The organism is Vibrio sp. E150_011 (assembly GCF_053544015.1).
Genome location: NZ_JBHFOL010000001.1, coordinates 132,687 through 149,145, shown reverse-complemented (window position 1 = coordinate 149,145; position 16,459 = coordinate 132,687). Strand labels below are relative to the sequence as shown.

Here is a 16,459-nt window from a genome sequence, read left to right as displayed (position 1 = left end):
GAAGGCTTAATGAGAGCAAAAAACAATGCCTTTAAAGTGGCGAAATCGGCACTATATAATAATGCGTTGGCATTCTCCCCGTATTGGGGAGGAGCGGAACAATCAGATGAAGGTAGCGTGCATTTTAACAACCTGCCAGAAGGATTAGGCAGCTTACAAATTGACCTAGACTTTAAGGCTCGCTGGATGGGCGGGACGTGCTCTATGAACATCGTCTTCTCTCGTCAAGTCGACCAAGCAGGAAGTGGTTGTTTGAAATTTAAGGGAAGCCGAAACGGGCAGTTCACTGGAAAAACACAAGGTGTGTTCTGTGCTGATCTGTTGACCGCATTGGATGCAGATACTGAACTTAAACAGACGTTGCGTTCTATCGACCTAGAATCACTCACAATCTATATCGAAAATGATTGTGTTAAAACGACGCTGACACCCTATGGAGGTGGAATGGTCTATCTCATCATTCCCCCAATGCGAACCCCCATACCGCTGCCACCGGAGCAGGTCGCGCCCATCGCTCAGGTGTTGAAAAAAATCAGTTCCTACATGGAGTAAATGTGTACCTTACTATTGAGTTAAGCTTTAAAAGAAGCTTTTGCTAAGTCCCATTTTGTGAGTGAGCCATAAAACCCGTATCTAATCACCTCGCTTCTAGCCAACACCACGAACAGAGTTTATCGATGTTCTTTCTAAAATGGCGTGAACTCCAAACAGCAACAAGTCTGGGCCAAAATCTAGAACGTGATAGAGTCTAGCCCGCCAGGCAAAGCGATAAAATATACGTTTGGTCACTGGCCAAAGCGGATTTGTTGTATTGTCGATCGTTATCTATCGACAATATTCGTACTGAACGGGTCATTAACCTGTAGGCTCTTGGCAGAAAAAACGAGTTATTCTCGACCACTCCAAATGGCGATGAAGTGAACGCGATGATCGACAGCATTGTCTAAACCTTCAAAGCCAACCCTTATCCCTATGACAACATACTTTAGTGCATTGTTTTAGGGCAGTGTGCACCATAACATTGGCATTATTGTGATAATAACCATTTAAAATATAGTGGCATATGAATTTAAGCTTAATAAACAAGGGGTTAATTATTTTTGTTGCGTTGGCACGTTCGTTGCAGTTCTTTGATTAGATGTTTCATTTGTTTCATAAAAATCATAAGGGAATGCTGTATGAATATGTTTAAAGTGATATTAAACACCGTGTTATCCGCATCATTATTGCTCACCGCGCACACTGTTAGCGCAACGCAACTTGAGTCTATTAAACAAAGTGGTGTGCTTAAAGTCGCCGTACCACAAGACTTTCCTCCTTTTGGTTCTGTCGATATCAACCTAAACCCACAGGGTTATGACATCGATATGGCTGAATATCTGGCTAGGAAACTAGATGTAAAGCTAGAGCTAGTGCCAGTCACAAGTGCCAACCGAATCCCGTATCTTCAGACCCGTAAGGTTGACTTGGTGATCTCTAGTCTTGGTAAAAACCCTGAGCGTGAAAGAGCCATTGATTTTAGCAACGCCTATGCTCCGTTCTTTCTCGGTGTATTTGGTAATGATGCTGAAGATGTGACATCACCAGAAGCGCTTGCGGGTAAAACAGTCGGTGTTACACGTGGTTCAGTTGAAGATATTGAACTTAGTAAGCTTGTACCGAGCGACACAACGCTCAATCGTTATGAAGATAACAACGCAACTTTATCGGCTTACCTATCTGGTCAAGTTGGCCTTATTGCAACAGGCAACCTAGTGGTCACAGAGATCGCAAACCGCAACCCAGCAAGAGCGCCTCAGGTTAAGTTCATGCTGAAAGATTCGCCTTGTTACATCGGCGTTAAAAAAGGCGACACCGCTTTACTTAACGAAATCAATACATTGATCCTGCAAGCTAAAGACGAAGGTGAACTTGAAAGCATTTCTCAGAAATGGTTAAAAGCACCGTTTCCTGCTGGTTTAGGCGCGTAAGTTAGGATTTATCTATGAGCTACCACCTCGATCTTCCAGGCCTGGCGCCTTATATTCCTCAACTATTAACTGGAGCCTGGACAACAATACAACTGACGGTGATATCAACACTTGGTGGATTGATCCTAGGCACGCTTTGCGCGGCAGGGCGCACACATAGACAGCGTTGGTTGCGTTGGTTGTGTGCAAGTTATGTAGAGGTGATTCGGAATACCCCTTTCATCGTGCAGTTATTTTTTATCTTTTTCGGGCTACCGGCCATTGGATTAAAGCTAACAGCATGGCAAGCGGGCAGTATTGCGATGGTGATTAATCTGGGCGCGTACAGCGCCGAGATTATTCGCGCTGGCATTGATGCTGCACCAAAAGGGCAGTGGGAAGCAGGTAAAGTACTTGGGTTGACGACGCGCCAAACCTTTATGCATGTCATTCTTCCTCCTGCCTATCAACGAGTCTATCCGGCACTAACCAGCCAATGCATTATCGTTATGCTTGGATCTGCGGTGGTATCTCAGATCTCGGTAGAAGAGCTGACGTTTGCGGCCAACTTTGCTCAATCTCGTAGCTTTTTGAGCTTTGAGGCTTATTTAGTCACAGCCATTATCTATCTCGTGCTATCCATGCTGATGCGTCAAACCTTCGCCATGGTTAAGCAGTATAGTTTTAAAAACCCATCGTTATAGGAGAATCAGAATATGATGCAGTTTTCTGATTGGGATATCTTACGAAACCTCCTGATGGCGGCAAGATGGACGGTGCTACTCTCCATCGTGGCGTTTATTGGTGGCGGTTTATTGGGGTTACTGTTGACGTTTTTACGCAGTACTAAGAATGTCGCATTTACCCGTGTTATCCAGGTGTACGTGGAGATATTTCAAGGCACGCCATTGCTCATGCAGCTCTTTCTCACTTTCTTTGGTTTATCGCTCATCGGCATAGAAGTGAGCGCTTGGTCTGCGGCCATCATCTCGCTAACGCTATTTAGTAGCGCTTTCTTTCATGATATTTGGCGTGGCTGTATTGAAGCGCTGCCGAAAGGGCAATGGGAAGCCTGCCGAACCTTGGGTTTCACTTATTTCCAGAGCATGCGCACTATCATTGCACCACAAGCAATGCGTATGGCGATTGCCCCGACCGTTGGTTTTTCAGTGCAGATCGTAAAGGGCACGGCGCTGGCTTCTATCATTGGTTTTGTTGAACTGACTAAAGCCGGCACCATGTTAAACAACGCCACCTTCCAACCGTTCAAAGTATTTGCCTTTGTGGCATTGCTATATTTTGTCATTTGCTTCCCTTTGTCGTTACTGGCTCGTTATTTGGAGAATAAAAATCATGTCACTCGTTAGCGTTGAACAAGTCCATAAATACTATGGCGAGAACCACGTACTCAAGGGTGTGGATCTGAAAGTTAAAGCGGGTGAAGTGATCTCAATCATTGGTCGTAGCGGCTCCGGAAAAAGTACCCTACTGCGCTGCATGAATGGCTTAGAAACGTACGAAGAAGGCGTGATTATTGTCGATAACCAATCGGTAGAGAATGATGATTACAAGCTAAGATTACTGAGTCGCAGCGTCGGTATGGTGTTTCAAAGCTTTAATCTTTTCCCGCATAAAACCGTAGGCGAAAATGTCATGTTAGCACCCAAGTTGGTGCTCAAGAAAACGGCGCAAGAGTGCGAAGCACTCGCGAGAGATTTGCTTGAAAAAGTGGGCCTAGCAGACAAGTTTGATGCTTATCCGAATAATCTTTCTGGCGGGCAACAACAGCGCGTAGCGATTGCTCGCTCTCTGGCTATGTCGCCTAAGGTATTGCTTTGTGATGAGATCACCTCAGCGCTCGATCCTGAGTTAGTTGGCGAGGTGCTCAAGGTGTTAGAGCACCTCAAAGAAGAGGGCATGACGTTGATATTGGTCACTCATGAAATGAATTTTGCCCGCGATGTTGGCGACAAAGTGGTGTTCATGAATCAAGGCAAGGTGTGGGAAACGGGCTGTAGCAATGAGGTGTTCGCGAATCCGCAGACACCAGAGCTGCAAAGCTTTTTATCAGCGGTGCGTTAATGATTCGCGAAGCGTTGTCATCCTAATAACCACGACTAGATAATAGAACCAACACAGCTATCTTAATATCGATAAAGGAACAAGCATGAGTCCCAGCAGTAACCCCTTAAGCGAACGCATTACTCGACATTATTCTGAGTTATCGCCAAGTAATCGTCGTCTTGCGGATTACTTGCAGATTAATCCAGAGCAGATTCTGATTATGTCGACCCATGAGATTGCCGAGGCGTGTGATGTGTCTAAAACCAGTGTTAGCCGTTTTATTCGTAAATTGGGCTATGAGGATCACCTAGCGCTGCGCAATGAGTTATTGGTTGAGAGAGATAAAGGCACACCGGTCATTATCGCTCCAGTAGAAATGCAGGAGTTTCACCAAGAGCTAGGGGCATTAGAGCAGCTATGGGCGCAATTGAGTCAAAGTGACCTGACGGACATTATTGCGACGTTGAGTAACGCGAAACGGATAAAGGTTATTGGCTATCGAAATAGCTACCCGTTAGCGATGCACTTTCGTCAGCAGCTAGTGCAGTGTCGCACTAATGTGGATCTGTTGCCGCTCCCTGGTCAAACCATCGGTGAGGATTTAGCCGCTGTGACGCAAGATGATTTTGTCATTGTGATTGGCATCCGCAGACGGCCACAATTCTTTGCCAAGATGATTGAGCAGTTACGCGCTCATAATGTGTTGCTGATCACTGACCAGTCGGGCCAAAAGTACACCCAGGATGTGACGCATTACTTTATCTGTCATATGAACAATCAAGCGCCGCTTGATAGCTACGCCGTGCCGATGAGTTTGATCTCGCATCTGGTGAATAAAACCTATCTACAACTTGGCGCAGATGCGGTTCAGACCAGCGGTAAAGTCTCGGCAAATTACACTCGTTTAGACGAGCTGGAATGAGTTAACATTGTCGCTAATCTTCTAATTTAAAAAGAAATTTATAATGAATATAGTCAATAAACTAAAAAAAGAGTGGTTCTTGGTGGGCATGGTCATCGCGATTGCCCTCGCTATCGTTACCCCTGAAGTTGGCAAGAGTAATGGCCTCATCCATCTTGATAAACTGACTGGGATTGGTGTGGCTATCGTGTTTTTCTTACACGGCCTTGGGCTTGCGCCAAGTGCGATTAAAAAAGGCTTTAGTAACTGGCGTCTGCACCTGTTTATCCAATGTGCCACGTTCGTTTTTTATCCACTGTTATGGGTGATCTTTGGCAACGCCTTTTTAAGCTACATGCCAGCGGCATTAGCGTTTGGGTTTTGCTATTTGTTTGTGTTGCCAAGTACCGTTTCTTCATCGGTAGCGATGACCAGTATTGGCAAGGGCAACGTACCTGGTGCCATCTTCAATGCTTCACTATCAAGCATTCTAGGTGTCCTTATTACGCCGTTTTTGATTCAGCTATTTATGGGCTTGGAAGGCGCAGAACTCAATCTGGCAGATTCGATCATCTCTATTGCTAAGCTGTTATTGGTCCCAATGATTGCAGGGCAACTGATGCGTCCTTTGCTGCTTAAATTCGTCGAAAAGCATAAAAATATCGTTAATAAAGTAGATAAATACGTCATCTTGTTGATCGTATATAACGCCTTTTGTGACTCGGTGGCTAATGGCATCTGGCACACATTCTCAATCGGTATGCTATTGACGACGATTGCCGTTTGTTTTGCGGTACTTATGGTCATGATTCACACTTTTCAATGGGCAGCGCGCCGTAGTCGTTTTTCTCATGAGGATGAAGTCGCGGCTGTGTTTTGCGGAACAAAGAAAACCTTGGCCGCTGGTGTTCCTATGGCCGCGGTTATCTTTGGCTCTGATCCGCAATTGGGGATGATTTTATTGCCAATCATGCTGTATCACCCGATCCAGATTTTCTATTGCGCGATTATGGCTAACCGCTACGCCAAAAATCATCAAGAACAGATTGATAACCACCACGCTCAGGCTGCAACTAAGTAAGGATTAGGGATCACGGATGACCACACAAACAACGCGAGAGGCCTCGGTTTATTGCACGCAGGGCCCGAATTCGCTAGCGCCAACTCGAGGCGGAAAACTCGATAACCTAACCTTTGTATTTAAAGACTTGTTCGATGTCGAGGGTTTTGTGACTGGCGCAGGCAACCCGACATGGCTGTCTACGCACTCGTCAGCAGTCGCAACATCACCATTAATTGAGCGTTTGTTACATCATGGCGCACAATGCATTGGGCGTGTCCAAACCGATGAGCTGGCTTACAGCCTAAACGGTGCCAATATCCACTATGGCACGCCGGTAAACCCGGTTGCGCCGCTGTGTATACCAGGGGGGTCATCGAGCGGGAGTGCTGTCGCAGTGGCAAATCACGAGGCTGATTTTTCCATCGGTACCGATACTGGCGGTTCAGTGCGCGTACCGGCGAGCTACTGTAGCTTATATGGCTTAAGGCCGACATTGGGCAAGCTTAGCTTGCAACACTGCTTTGAGTTATCGGCTAGCTTTGATACAGCCGGTATTTTTACCCGCGACCTAGCCGTGATGAGCGATGTGTATCAAGCGCTACATTCGGATGACTTAACCAAAGGTTCGGGCGCAAGTAGCCCTGTTACGTTGAGTGAAAAACCAGTCGCTAGAATTGGTATTGATCAAGACCTTGCTGCGCTGCTTGGGCAGGCGCGAGCACAAACACTGCAAGAGTGGAGCGCTCGATTAGCAGTTCCAATCAAAATGAATCGATTTCTTGCCGATATGAAGCTTGATTTGGCCTCACTAAGCTTGCTGTTTCGAACCATCCAGGGCTATGAGATCATTAAAAATCATGGTGATTGGCTTGCCCAACACTGCGACAGTGTCGATCCGAGCATCATGCAACGCGTGATGTGGGCAAGACAGATCACTGAGCAACAATATCAGGCTGCAAAAGCTCAGCAGGCCGATTTTACACAAGCCTTAATCAATGAAATGACGGTATCCGGAGCAATCTGGGTGCTGCCTACTACACCGTCCTCGCCTCCAAAGCTGGACATTGATGGCGAGGATTTGGCGCAGTACCGTACCGAGCTCATGGGATTAACGGCGATAGCTGGTTTGGCGGGCTTGCCGCAATTACATATACCGACAGAGCAATCTGAGCATGGCCCGTTTGGCATCTCATTGATTGGTTTGCCTCATAGCGAACAAACCTTGATCAACTTTGCTCAGCATCTCGAAAAGCACACGGAAAATAACCAAGAAGCAAACCCAGAGACCAAAAATAAGCCACTGGTTAAGGAGGCGCGATGATGAGATTTCAAACGGCATTCACCGCGCCGCATGCTAAAGCCGCACAAGCCGGCCAAGCCATCTTAGATGCGGGCGGCACCGCAAGTGAAGCCATGGTGGCCGCCGCCGCTATGGTGTCAGTACAATACCCTCATATGAACAGCATTGGTGGCGATGGGTTTTGGTTGATATGTCGCCAAGGTGAGCTGCCGATAGCAATTGATGCGTGTGGCGCTGCTGGCTCAAGTGTTAACGTCGCCGACTATCAATCTCGATATTCTGAGCTGCCAGAGTCGGGCGGCGAGTCGGCATTAACGATGGCAGGAACCATTTCTGGTTGGGATAAAGCCCTGCAGCTTGACGGTGGAAAACACTCGTTGCTGCAAATACTCCAGCCAGCCATCGACGCGGCTGCGCACGGTGTTGAAGTAACGCAAAGTCTGGTGGATGCAAGTGTTAAGACACTGGAGCGACTAGGGCACAACCCTTGGTTTAGCGAGATATACCTCAAGCAAGGTCTGCCACTAGAAAGAGGCGATACCGTCTACAATCATCAACTGGCACAGACATTTAAACAGCTTGCAGATAACGGCCTTGCAGATTTTTATCGCGGTGATCTCGCGGCGAGCTTGGCCACCGATCTTGCATCGTTGGGCAGTCCATTAAACCTGGATGATTTTCACACTCATGAAGCGAAAGTGATGCCAGCGTTAACCGTTAAAACGTCTAAAGGGCAACTTTATAACTTTGGTGCTCCCACACAAGGCGTTGCTTCACTGCTGATTCTAGGTATTTACGATCGACTAGTGAGTAAAGCAAACGATGAGATTGACCATATTCATCTGTTGGTCGAAGCCACCAAACAAGCCTTTATTTTGCGCGATCGCATCGTGACCGATGAGGCGTGTTTAGCGCAGCCGTTGCAGTCGTTATTAACTGATGAAGAGATTGACCGCTGCGTATCGAATATCTCTATGCAGCATTCGCTACCTTGGCCGCATTTAGCTCAACCCGGTGATACAGTTTGGATGGGAGCCACCGACCAATACGGCACCATGGTGAGCTTTATCCAAAGTATTTACTGGGAGTTTGGTAGTGGCGTCGTGCTGCCCAATAGCGGTGTATTGTGGAATATCCGTAGTAAGAGCTTTTCACTTGATGCTGACCATCACAACGTCCTTGCGCCGGGCAAAAAGCCCTTTCATACCTTAAACCCAGCTTATGCTGAGTTAAATGATGGGCGCCGCATGGTTTATGGAACGATGGGCGGTGAGGGCCAACCACAAACACAAGCTTGCCTGTTTAGTCGCTACGTCTATCAAGGACAAAGCCTTTCTGAATCGGTTGCTCTGCCACGTTGGTTACTTGGCCGTACGTGGGGGAGTTCGACGACCAACCTGCGCTTAGAGCAAGCGTTGCATCAGCAATACGGAAGTGAATTACAACAGCGCGGTCATGACGTGACCTCGGTGAACGATCTTAATGAATTAATGGGGCATGCGGGCGCAATTGTGGTTGATTCACAAGGGCAGTCCAGTGCCACTAGCGATCCTCGTAGCGATGGAACCTATTTACTTGGAGAAATACATGAATACTAAAACTGTTTTTGAAACCCTAAACCCGCCGCAGCGTTTGTTAATGGGCCCTGGCCCGATCAATGCTTACCCGCGCGTGCATCAAGCCTTGTCTGCAGCGCTTATTGGCCAATACGACCCTGTGATGACGGGTTATATGAATCAGGTTCAGCAGCTCTATCGCGGCGTTTTTGAGACGCAGAATCAACAAACATTCTTGGTCGATGGCACGGCTCGCTCGGGTATTGAAGCGGTGTTGGTATCGGTGCTTCAGCCAGGTGATAAGGTGTTAATCCCAGTCATTGGTCGCTTTGGACACCTGTTGTGTGAGATTGCTGAGCGCGTGGGCGCGACGGTAAAAACCATCGATATCGAATGGGGTGAGGTGTGCCAGCCTGAGCAAATTGAACAGGCGATTAAGTCGTTTCAACCTAAGTTGGTAGCGACGGTGCAAGGCGATACTTCAACCACCATGAACCAGCCGCTTAAAGAGATTGGTGAGGTTTGTAAGCAACATGGGGTGTTATTTTACTGCGATGCGACGGCATCGATTGCGGGTAATGAATTGAAGGTCGATGAGTGGCACCTAGATGCGGTATCGGCAGGTCTACAAAAGTGTTTAGGCGGCCCATCTGGCAGTGCCCCGGTAACCCTAAGCGATCGTTGTGCTGAGGTCATCAATCGCCGTAAACATATCGAAGCAGGCATTCGCGCCGACCACCACGTCGCGGGTGAAGATGCCATGATTCAGTCGAATTACTTTGATCTCGCGATGATCATGGATTATTGGGGGCCGGAGCGACTCAACCACCACACAGAAGCGACAAGCATGCTGTACGCGGCGCGCGAGTGTGGTCGCTTGTTCTTAGAGGAGGGCGCGGATACGGTAGTCGCACGCCATAAACAAGCGGGCGATGCGATGGCGTCGGGCCTGCGAGCAATGGGACTTGAGTTATTTGGTAATCCACAGTTTAAAATGAACAATGTTGTCGGCGTTTACATCCCGCAAGGTGTGGATGGAGAGCAGGTTCGTCAAGAATTGTTGCACTGCTTTGGTATTGAAATCGGTACGTCATTTGGGCCTTTGCATGGAAAAATCTGGCGTATCGGCACGATGGGCTTTAATGCAAGACAGGAGTGTGTATTAACCACGCTAGCTGCGCTTGAATCTGTGCTCCTTAAGCACAAAGTCAAGGTGTCAGCAGGTCAAGCGGTGGTTGCCGCGATGAGTTATTACCACGCTTAAAATCGTGAGAAAAGGGATGTTAATGAATCAACACACAGCAGCCAGTAAGGTATTTGGACAAGCGGATAAATTAGCGGGCTTTAGCGCCATGAAAAATGGCTTAACGCGTGCATATTTAACCGAGCAACACCAACAGGCCCATCAGCAACTCGCACAATGGATGAAGGAGGCAGGGCTAGAAACCTGGCAAGACAGTGTGGGCAACCAATGGGGACGCAAGGTCTCGGCAAACCCTACTCAACCGACATTGATCATTGGCTCGCACAGCGATACCGTCGTTAATGCCGGCAAATATGATGGCAATTTGGGAATATTGCTGGGCATTGAAGCGCTCAACCAACTGGCAGGATATGTGCTTCCATATCACGTCGATATCGTGGCATTTGCCGACGAAGAAGGCGTGCGATTTGATACGACATTGATTGGATCAAGCGCGGTTGCAGGCTGTTTTTCTCCTGCGTGGTTGGACATTAAAGATGCCGACAATATCTCTATGGGTGAGGCGATGCTAAGTTTTGGTCTATCGCCAGAAAATGCTGGCACGGACAGTCGTTCACCGCAAGAGACTTTAGCTTACCTTGAGGTGCATATTGAGCAAGGCCCAGTATTAGAAAACCAAGACCGCGCGGTGGGTGTGGTCACGGGTATTGCCGGCGCTAAGCGTTACCTGTTCGACGTCTATGGCATGGCAGGTCACGCTGGCACAGTACCGCACGAGCTTCGCAATGACGCATTGTGCGGGGCAGCAGAGATGATTACTGCGATAGAACAATTTGGATGCCAACACGATGTTGTCGCCACTGTGGGCAAGTGTGATGTCAAACCGAGCGCGGTTAATGTCATCCCTGGGCAGGTTCAGTTTAGCCTTGATATTCGTAGTTCAGACCAACAGACGCTATTGTCGGCTTGTGAGGTATTACGTCAAGAACTGGTTACCATCGCTGACAAGCGTCAGTTAACACTCGATGAGCGCGTGATTTACCAAGCCGATGCCGTGCCGTGTTCACACGTTTTGCAGCAGCAATGGGCTGACGTGATTGAATGCCAAACGGGTCAAAAGGCCTGTTTTCTGCCAAGCGGTGCAGGGCATGATGCGATGGTGATGGCCAACATCGCTGATATTGGGATGTTGTTTGTGCGCTGTGAAAAAGGCATTAGTCATCATCCGCGTGAACAAGTGCTGGTGGAAGATGTAGAGGTGGCGTTGAGATGTTTGGTCGATATGGTGTCTCGTGGCTATGCGGGTTCATCGACTGAATCAAATAACCCCTCCTCGTCAATGACTCGCGCAAATACGAGCGAAAAGGTGGGTATTCACAATGACTGACCGAAAGCAAATTCAGATGCTCAATGCTAACGCGCAGCCATTCTCGTCACAAACACTGCTGCAAGGTTCGCAACCGCGACAAGCGTCACAGTGTACGCTGACGGGGTTTGGCATTGCAGGGAATACAGCTGGTCACCTTAACCAAACCGGCGAAGGTGACGCGTTAGCAAATGCGACTCAAGAGGATAAGCCTCGCGCGCTGTTTCCCATTTACGTCCCCGATGCAAGCGGCGCTTACCTAGCAATCAATCCCTATTCTTCCTCTAAGCTCGAACTCCCCAGCGACAAAGGCGCAAAGGTTCAGATGGAGCCAGAGCTAGTGGTGAGGTTTGCTGTTGATTACGATAGCAGCCGTAACGTGGGTAAAACCGTGTGTGCTCTGTCGCCAGTGTCGATGTCGGTGATGAATGACGCCACATACAGAAACCGCCAAGTCAACAAGCTTGCAGAGAAGAAAAACTGGGGCCCAGCGTCAAAGGGTTTAGCGGCAAGCGCAATGGAGGTTGGAGATTTTTCTGTAAGCGGTGAGCTTGAGTATTGGCGATTGTGTGGCTTTCACTGTCGCGCGGATGAATGGCAGCTATGTGGTAAAGATACCGCGATTACCGAATACACCTTTTTCTACGCTCAGCTCACCAGTTGGATTCAACGAGCTATTATCACTCAGAATGTCAGGAACACTCAAAACACAGTATCAGCGCCGCGAAACTATGAGGTTGCGCTGCACAATATTCATGATCTATTGCAAGGGGCGGGTTCACCCCCTGAGATATTAGTCTCTGTAGGAGCGGTGCGTTACACCCCCTATGGCGAGACGCATGTCTTAGCCGATAACGATAAAACCGCTGTTATTCTCTACGACAGCCGTAAATGGCAGATAGAGCAAATAGCGCAGCAGCTACAAACGTCCACACTGTCTCGAGAGCAAGGTTTGGATGTGGGTATTATCGCTTTGATTCAAGATGTGACCGTTGCAGCGAGTTAAGTAATGGGTGGAGCGGGTGGCAATAATACCGACTTCATTCCATTTGTTATCGTAGAGCCTCAGTTTTAATTCAGCTCATAGCTCATAGCTCATAGCTCATAGCTTAAAGCTAAAAGCGCTAGTGTTAGCAAGCCACTATCACTGATAAACACGATGACCTTAATTCGCTTTTAATTCAATATCTAACGTCGTGAGCCAAGCAAAAACAAAGCACATGAATGCAAAAAAAGCGACCAGTGCGATAGGGATATGCCAGGATGACGTGGCTTGGTGCAGGCTACCAATCAAGCTTGGACCTACCGCTGCAAGTGCATACCCGACTGATTGAGCCATGCCCGATAAGGTTGCGGCTTGTCCGGGACTATGGGTTCTCAAGCTGATAAAAGACAAGGCAACGATAAACGTGGCGCAGTTACCAAAACCAAACAGTACTACCCATGCAACAGCAAAGTGTGGGGCTAGGACCAAACCTAATACGCCAGTAAAAGACATGCAGGCAGCAATCTTGATGAGTATAAAAGAGCTCACACCACGAGCCATCAATGGCGCGAGCACTAAGCCTGGCATGATGGTTGAAAACTGCAACAGACTGTAGATATACCCCGCCTGCAGTTCGCTGTATGACCAATCGATAAGGATCTTAGGGATCCAGCCCGCTAATGTATAAAAAGTGAAAGAATTTAGTCCAAGTACCAAGGTAATAAACCACGCCATTGGCTGCTTAATGAGTTTGGGAAGCGGGTAGTGGGCGTGTGTTTTTTTCATGACACTGGTGCGAGATTGACCGACTTTAGGTCCCCAATAGGTAAAGGCCAGTATCGGAAACACTAGATTAAACATCAGCGCAATTTGCCAACCCTCAAAGCCCCAAAACGCTAAATAAGATAAAGGTACCATCAAGGCTGAGCTTGCTGTCGCGCCGATTCCCATCGTGAGCGTATACAACGAGGTCATCACGCCAATACGCGCAGCAAAAGACAGTTTTACCACGACCGGCAGTGACACATTGCCAAACGCGATACCAATACCAATACTTGCGGTGCCAAGGTATAAGCCAATCACCGAGCCTGAAGAACGGATCAGCACGCCCGAAAATATCAACATCAACGCTAAACACAGTACCTTCTCCACGCCTATCTTGCTGATAAGTCGCGGGCACAGGGGCGAAAATAGGGCGAACATGACCAATGGTAAAGCAGTAACAATACCAATTAAGCTTGAAGAAAGGTTAAGTCCATTCATTAGCTGGTCAACTAATGGTGCAAAGCTTGTAAATGGCGCGCGCAAGTTTAATGCGAGCAACATAATGCCAATAAAACACAAAATATCGAAATGACTACGGGAATTCATGGGTGTACTACCGTAATGATAGTAAAAGAATGGTTAGATTTTACTGAATTCTATTTTGTATTACTAATGTAATTGGCATTGTTTTTCATCAATTTTTTAGCAGCTTACGAGTAAGCGAACGAATACCGGCTTTGGACAATTTACTTACCGTCGTGGTTTGTGGCCATTGCTCGCAGTTCTCACTCCAGTACTAGAGTGTATTTGCGATTATCTTTTTATTAGCCACAAGACTTATTGTTGCGAGCCGTGTGGTTCTCTGACCTTTTGGATTGATGAGAGAGCGGTATGTGGGTAGGCACGAGCAAGCACAGTAAGCACGGGGCAACGTCGATTCAGTGATTGAGTCATCACAACAGCACTTATGGTGAAACGGGTCTTCTCTATACCACGGCCAACACAGCAAGAAGTCTTAGATTCACCGGAGGAATGGAAGCAAAAGTAAATATCTATAATTTTGGTTTTGGTTGGAGACCTGTGCATTGAGCAGAATTATACTGGAAGGTTATTATTATGATGTTCTTTTTAACGATAGTATTCATTTTAACAAGGGTGTTGCCGGTGTTGATACTGAATCAAACCGTGCTCACTTCTGCATCGGTGACGGTATTTTTTTAATTGTTTTCTTTAAGGTGGTGATACATTCACATGTACATTGACTCAGATCTATCTTGTTGCTTTTTCATACAATTTATTTAACTTTCGTTTTAATGCTTGTTTTACCTTGGCGGTTATTTTTGATATAAGTAATAACGTTACCATGTAGCACTAGTCTATTTTCAGGTTTGATCAAGGCTAGTTTTAAAAAAACATAAAATGAAAGGATTCATTATGAAACGTTTCTTCCGCGCTGTCGCGGCTATTGCGCTCGCGTCCACAGCCACCATCAATGTCGCTTCGGCTAACACAACTAGCCAACTCCAACAAATCACTCAAGATGGTGAGTTGCGTGTCTGTTTTGACGCAGGTTACATGCCATTCGAAATGACGGCTAAAAACGGTCAGTACATCGGTTTTGATATTGATCTTGGAAAACAGATGGCCAGAGCAATGGGTGTTAAGTACACGCCGGTAAACACCGCATGGGATGGGATTATTCCAACGTTGCTGACAGGAAAATGCCACATGATTATGGGTGGTATGACTATCACTCCGCAGCGAAATATGCAGGTTAACTTCGCCGACCCGTATGTCATTATCGGTCAATCTATTTTGGTTAGCCCGAAACTTGAAGGTAAAGTGACAAGTTACCGTGACCTCAATGATGAGAAATATACGGTCGTAACTAAGCTTGGTACGACTGGTGAAGGGGCAATTAAACGTTATCTACCAAAAGCGACCACTAATCTGTACGAAACACAGTCAGAAGCGGTATTAGAGGTGATTAATGGTAAAGCCGATGCATTTATTTACGACTTACCTTACAACGCTATTTATAGTGCAGAAAACAAAGGTCAATTAATTCATATCGAAGAACCGTTCACATATGAGCCTCTTGGCTGGGCTGTACGTCAAGGCGATCCGGACTTTCTTAACTTCTTGAACGGCTACCTACGCCAAATCAAGGGTGATGGCACCTACGATCGAATTTATGACAAATGGTTCAAGAGTGATGCTTGGTTAAAACAAGTTCAATAAATACTCGTTAGCGCCTTATCACAAACAACCATATTCGTCGGTTAGAGTAGCCTAAATCGTATTCATTTAGGCTACTTCCTCCTTCTCCTCGCTGTATTTGAGAATTGACCATGCAAAATAGAGAAAAACCCATTCTCTGGAATGGCGTTTTCCTACTTATTATCGCCTGTTTATGTGGGTTGGTATATTTGTCAGGTAAACGCATAGACTATAACTGGAACTGGGAGCGTGTTGTTCCCTACATCTTTGATAACTCGGCTTCGGCAATTTCTGCTCCAGAAGATGGCAATATCGCATTAAACGGTGATGGCCAATTGGTTCTTGAGTCGTTGTCGGGAGAAGAGTTACTTAACCTTAGTCAGTTTGAGAACATCACCGCGTACGAAGGTGATCTAATCTTCGAAGGTGATCAGCTAGCTGAGGCAACAGAATGGCGGATAGGTCCCTTGACCGAAGGCCTGATTGTCACGATTCAAATCTCTCTTTGGTCGCTATTTTTCGCCATTTTTATCGGCTTGTTTATTGGTTTAATGCGGATATCCTCCAACATAGCGTTGAAGAAGTTGGCAATTACCTATATCGAGTTGATTCGAGGTACGCCTTTATTAGTCCAGATTTTTATCGTGTACTTCTTTATTGGCACGGTATTAGACCTAGAGCGCTTCACGTCCGGAGTGATTGCCCTCTCTGTTTTCACCGCAGCTTATGTTGCTGAAATCATTCGAGCTGGTATTCAAGCGATCCCCAAAGGTCAGATGGAGGCAGCCCGCTCTTTGGGGATGAACTATGTCAAAGCCATGGTTTACGTCATCCTACCGCAGGCATTTAAACGGACGTTGCCCCCGCTAGCAGGCCAGTTCATTAACCTAATCAAAGATTCTTCGTTGGTTTCGGTTATTTCGATTACTGACCTTACGAAAGCAGGTCGAGAAGTTGTCAGTGGCAGCTTTGCTCCGTTTGAAGTGTGGTTTACTGTAGCAATACTGTACTTAGTCCTCACCAGCTCACTTTCATGGGCAATTCAAATGCTAGAAAAGAGGTTATCCGCTAGTGACTAGAGATTAT

General features: G+C 47.0%; 15 protein-coding genes. 14 read left to right on the top strand and 1 reads right to left on the bottom strand.

Annotated elements, in window-relative coordinates; all coding sequences use genetic code 11:
• Positions 1–9 precede the first annotated feature (9 nt).
• The 12 genes from ACE1OE_RS00505 (at position 10) to ACE1OE_RS00450 (ending at position 12,409) form a co-directional block, all read left to right on the top strand.
• On the top strand, positions 10–552 hold the full coding sequence (locus tag ACE1OE_RS00505; protein WP_449209718.1) for a DUF3156 family protein: 543 nt from the start codon (positions 10–12) through the stop codon (positions 550–552).
• Between the two features lie 626 nt (positions 553–1,178).
• Positions 1,179–1,970 (top strand): transporter substrate-binding domain-containing protein, encoded by a 792-nt coding sequence (locus tag ACE1OE_RS00500; protein WP_102469367.1) that lies wholly within the window; start codon positions 1,179–1,181, stop codon positions 1,968–1,970.
• Positions 1,971–1,984: 14 nt separating this feature from the next.
• Positions 1,985–2,653, top strand: a complete 669-nt coding sequence (locus tag ACE1OE_RS00495) for an amino acid ABC transporter permease (RefSeq protein ID WP_102469366.1) — start codon at positions 1,985–1,987, stop codon at positions 2,651–2,653.
• A 12-nt stretch (positions 2,654–2,665) separates the two neighbouring features.
• Positions 2,666–3,316: an amino acid ABC transporter permease gene (locus tag ACE1OE_RS00490; RefSeq protein ID WP_102469365.1), complete on the top strand. Its 651-nt coding sequence runs from the start codon at positions 2,666–2,668 to the stop codon at positions 3,314–3,316.
• Positions 3,303–4,031 (top strand): amino acid ABC transporter ATP-binding protein, encoded by a 729-nt coding sequence (locus ACE1OE_RS00485; RefSeq protein ID WP_102469364.1) that lies wholly within the window; start codon positions 3,303–3,305, stop codon positions 4,029–4,031. The genes ACE1OE_RS00490 and ACE1OE_RS00485 overlap by 14 nt, the downstream gene beginning before the upstream one ends.
• Before the next feature lie 85 nt (positions 4,032–4,116).
• Complete coding sequence (locus tag ACE1OE_RS00480; RefSeq protein WP_449209717.1) at positions 4,117–4,935, top strand: MurR/RpiR family transcriptional regulator; 819 nt, start codon at positions 4,117–4,119, stop codon at positions 4,933–4,935.
• Positions 4,936–4,978: 43 nt separating this feature from the next.
• Positions 4,979–5,995 carry a bile acid:sodium symporter family protein gene (locus ACE1OE_RS00475; RefSeq protein ID WP_102469362.1) on the top strand — a complete coding sequence of 339 codons (1,017 nt, stop codon included), beginning with the start codon at positions 4,979–4,981 and terminating at the stop codon, positions 5,993–5,995.
• A 16-nt stretch (positions 5,996–6,011) separates the two neighbouring features.
• Positions 6,012–7,298: an amidase gene (locus tag ACE1OE_RS00470; RefSeq protein ID WP_449209716.1), complete on the top strand. Its 1,287-nt coding sequence runs from the start codon at positions 6,012–6,014 to the stop codon at positions 7,296–7,298.
• Positions 7,298–8,875: a gamma-glutamyltransferase family protein gene (locus ACE1OE_RS00465; protein WP_449210093.1), complete on the top strand. Its 1,578-nt coding sequence runs from the start codon at positions 7,298–7,300 to the stop codon at positions 8,873–8,875. Before ACE1OE_RS00470 ends, ACE1OE_RS00465 begins: the two co-directional genes overlap by 1 nt.
• Positions 8,865–10,097 carry a pyridoxal-phosphate-dependent aminotransferase family protein gene (locus ACE1OE_RS00460; protein ID WP_372063036.1) on the top strand — a complete coding sequence of 411 codons (1,233 nt, stop codon included), beginning with the start codon at positions 8,865–8,867 and terminating at the stop codon, positions 10,095–10,097. The genes ACE1OE_RS00465 and ACE1OE_RS00460 overlap by 11 nt, the downstream gene beginning before the upstream one ends.
• A gap of 22 nt (positions 10,098–10,119) precedes the next feature.
• Complete coding sequence (locus tag ACE1OE_RS00455) at positions 10,120–11,424, top strand: allantoate amidohydrolase (RefSeq protein ID WP_449209715.1); 1,305 nt, start codon at positions 10,120–10,122, stop codon at positions 11,422–11,424.
• Positions 11,417–12,409, top strand: coding sequence for a DUF5718 family protein (locus ACE1OE_RS00450; RefSeq protein WP_449209714.1), 993 nt, complete (start codon positions 11,417–11,419; stop codon positions 12,407–12,409). The genes ACE1OE_RS00455 and ACE1OE_RS00450 overlap by 8 nt, the downstream gene beginning before the upstream one ends.
• Before the next feature lie 159 nt (positions 12,410–12,568).
• Here ACE1OE_RS00450 and ACE1OE_RS00445 read toward each other — a convergent pair whose 3' ends face one another.
• Positions 12,569–13,759: an MFS transporter gene (locus ACE1OE_RS00445; protein WP_449209713.1), complete on the bottom strand. Its 1,191-nt coding sequence runs from the start codon at positions 13,757–13,759 to the stop codon at positions 12,569–12,571.
• 828 nt (positions 13,760–14,587) lie between these two features.
• Between ACE1OE_RS00445 and ACE1OE_RS00440 the strand changes: the two genes are divergently transcribed.
• Both ACE1OE_RS00440 and ACE1OE_RS00435 read left to right on the top strand, forming a co-directional pair.
• The gene (locus ACE1OE_RS00440) at positions 14,588–15,394 is read left to right on the top strand and encodes a transporter substrate-binding domain-containing protein (protein ID WP_372063040.1); all 807 of its coding nucleotides are present in this window, start codon (positions 14,588–14,590) and stop codon (positions 15,392–15,394) included.
• Positions 15,395–15,504: 110 nt separating this feature from the next.
• Positions 15,505–16,452: an amino acid ABC transporter permease gene (locus tag ACE1OE_RS00435; RefSeq protein WP_449209712.1), complete on the top strand. Its 948-nt coding sequence runs from the start codon at positions 15,505–15,507 to the stop codon at positions 16,450–16,452.
• Positions 16,453–16,459 lie beyond the last annotated feature (7 nt).

Coding starts and splice junctions, on each gene's coding strand:
- ACE1OE_RS00505 (WP_449209718.1), top strand. CDS start 10: ATGAGAGCAAAAAACAATGCCTTTAAAGTGGCGAAATCGGCACTATAT.
- ACE1OE_RS00500 (WP_102469367.1), top strand. CDS start 1,179: ATGAATATGTTTAAAGTGATATTAAACACCGTGTTATCCGCATCATTA.
- ACE1OE_RS00495 (WP_102469366.1), top strand. CDS start 1,985: ATGAGCTACCACCTCGATCTTCCAGGCCTGGCGCCTTATATTCCTCAA.
- ACE1OE_RS00490 (WP_102469365.1), top strand. CDS start 2,666: ATGATGCAGTTTTCTGATTGGGATATCTTACGAAACCTCCTGATGGCG.
- ACE1OE_RS00485 (WP_102469364.1), top strand. CDS start 3,303: ATGTCACTCGTTAGCGTTGAACAAGTCCATAAATACTATGGCGAGAAC.
- ACE1OE_RS00480 (WP_449209717.1), top strand. CDS start 4,117: ATGAGTCCCAGCAGTAACCCCTTAAGCGAACGCATTACTCGACATTAT.
- ACE1OE_RS00475 (WP_102469362.1), top strand. CDS start 4,979: ATGAATATAGTCAATAAACTAAAAAAAGAGTGGTTCTTGGTGGGCATG.
- ACE1OE_RS00470 (WP_449209716.1), top strand. CDS start 6,012: ATGACCACACAAACAACGCGAGAGGCCTCGGTTTATTGCACGCAGGGC.
- ACE1OE_RS00465 (WP_449210093.1), top strand. CDS start 7,298: ATGAGATTTCAAACGGCATTCACCGCGCCGCATGCTAAAGCCGCACAA.
- ACE1OE_RS00460 (WP_372063036.1), top strand. CDS start 8,865: ATGAATACTAAAACTGTTTTTGAAACCCTAAACCCGCCGCAGCGTTTG.
- ACE1OE_RS00455 (WP_449209715.1), top strand. CDS start 10,120: ATGAATCAACACACAGCAGCCAGTAAGGTATTTGGACAAGCGGATAAA.
- ACE1OE_RS00450 (WP_449209714.1), top strand. CDS start 11,417: ATGACTGACCGAAAGCAAATTCAGATGCTCAATGCTAACGCGCAGCCA.
- ACE1OE_RS00445 (WP_449209713.1), bottom strand. CDS start 13,759: ATGAATTCCCGTAGTCATTTCGATATTTTGTGTTTTATTGGCATTATG.
- ACE1OE_RS00440 (WP_372063040.1), top strand. CDS start 14,588: ATGAAACGTTTCTTCCGCGCTGTCGCGGCTATTGCGCTCGCGTCCACA.
- ACE1OE_RS00435 (WP_449209712.1), top strand. CDS start 15,505: ATGCAAAATAGAGAAAAACCCATTCTCTGGAATGGCGTTTTCCTACTT.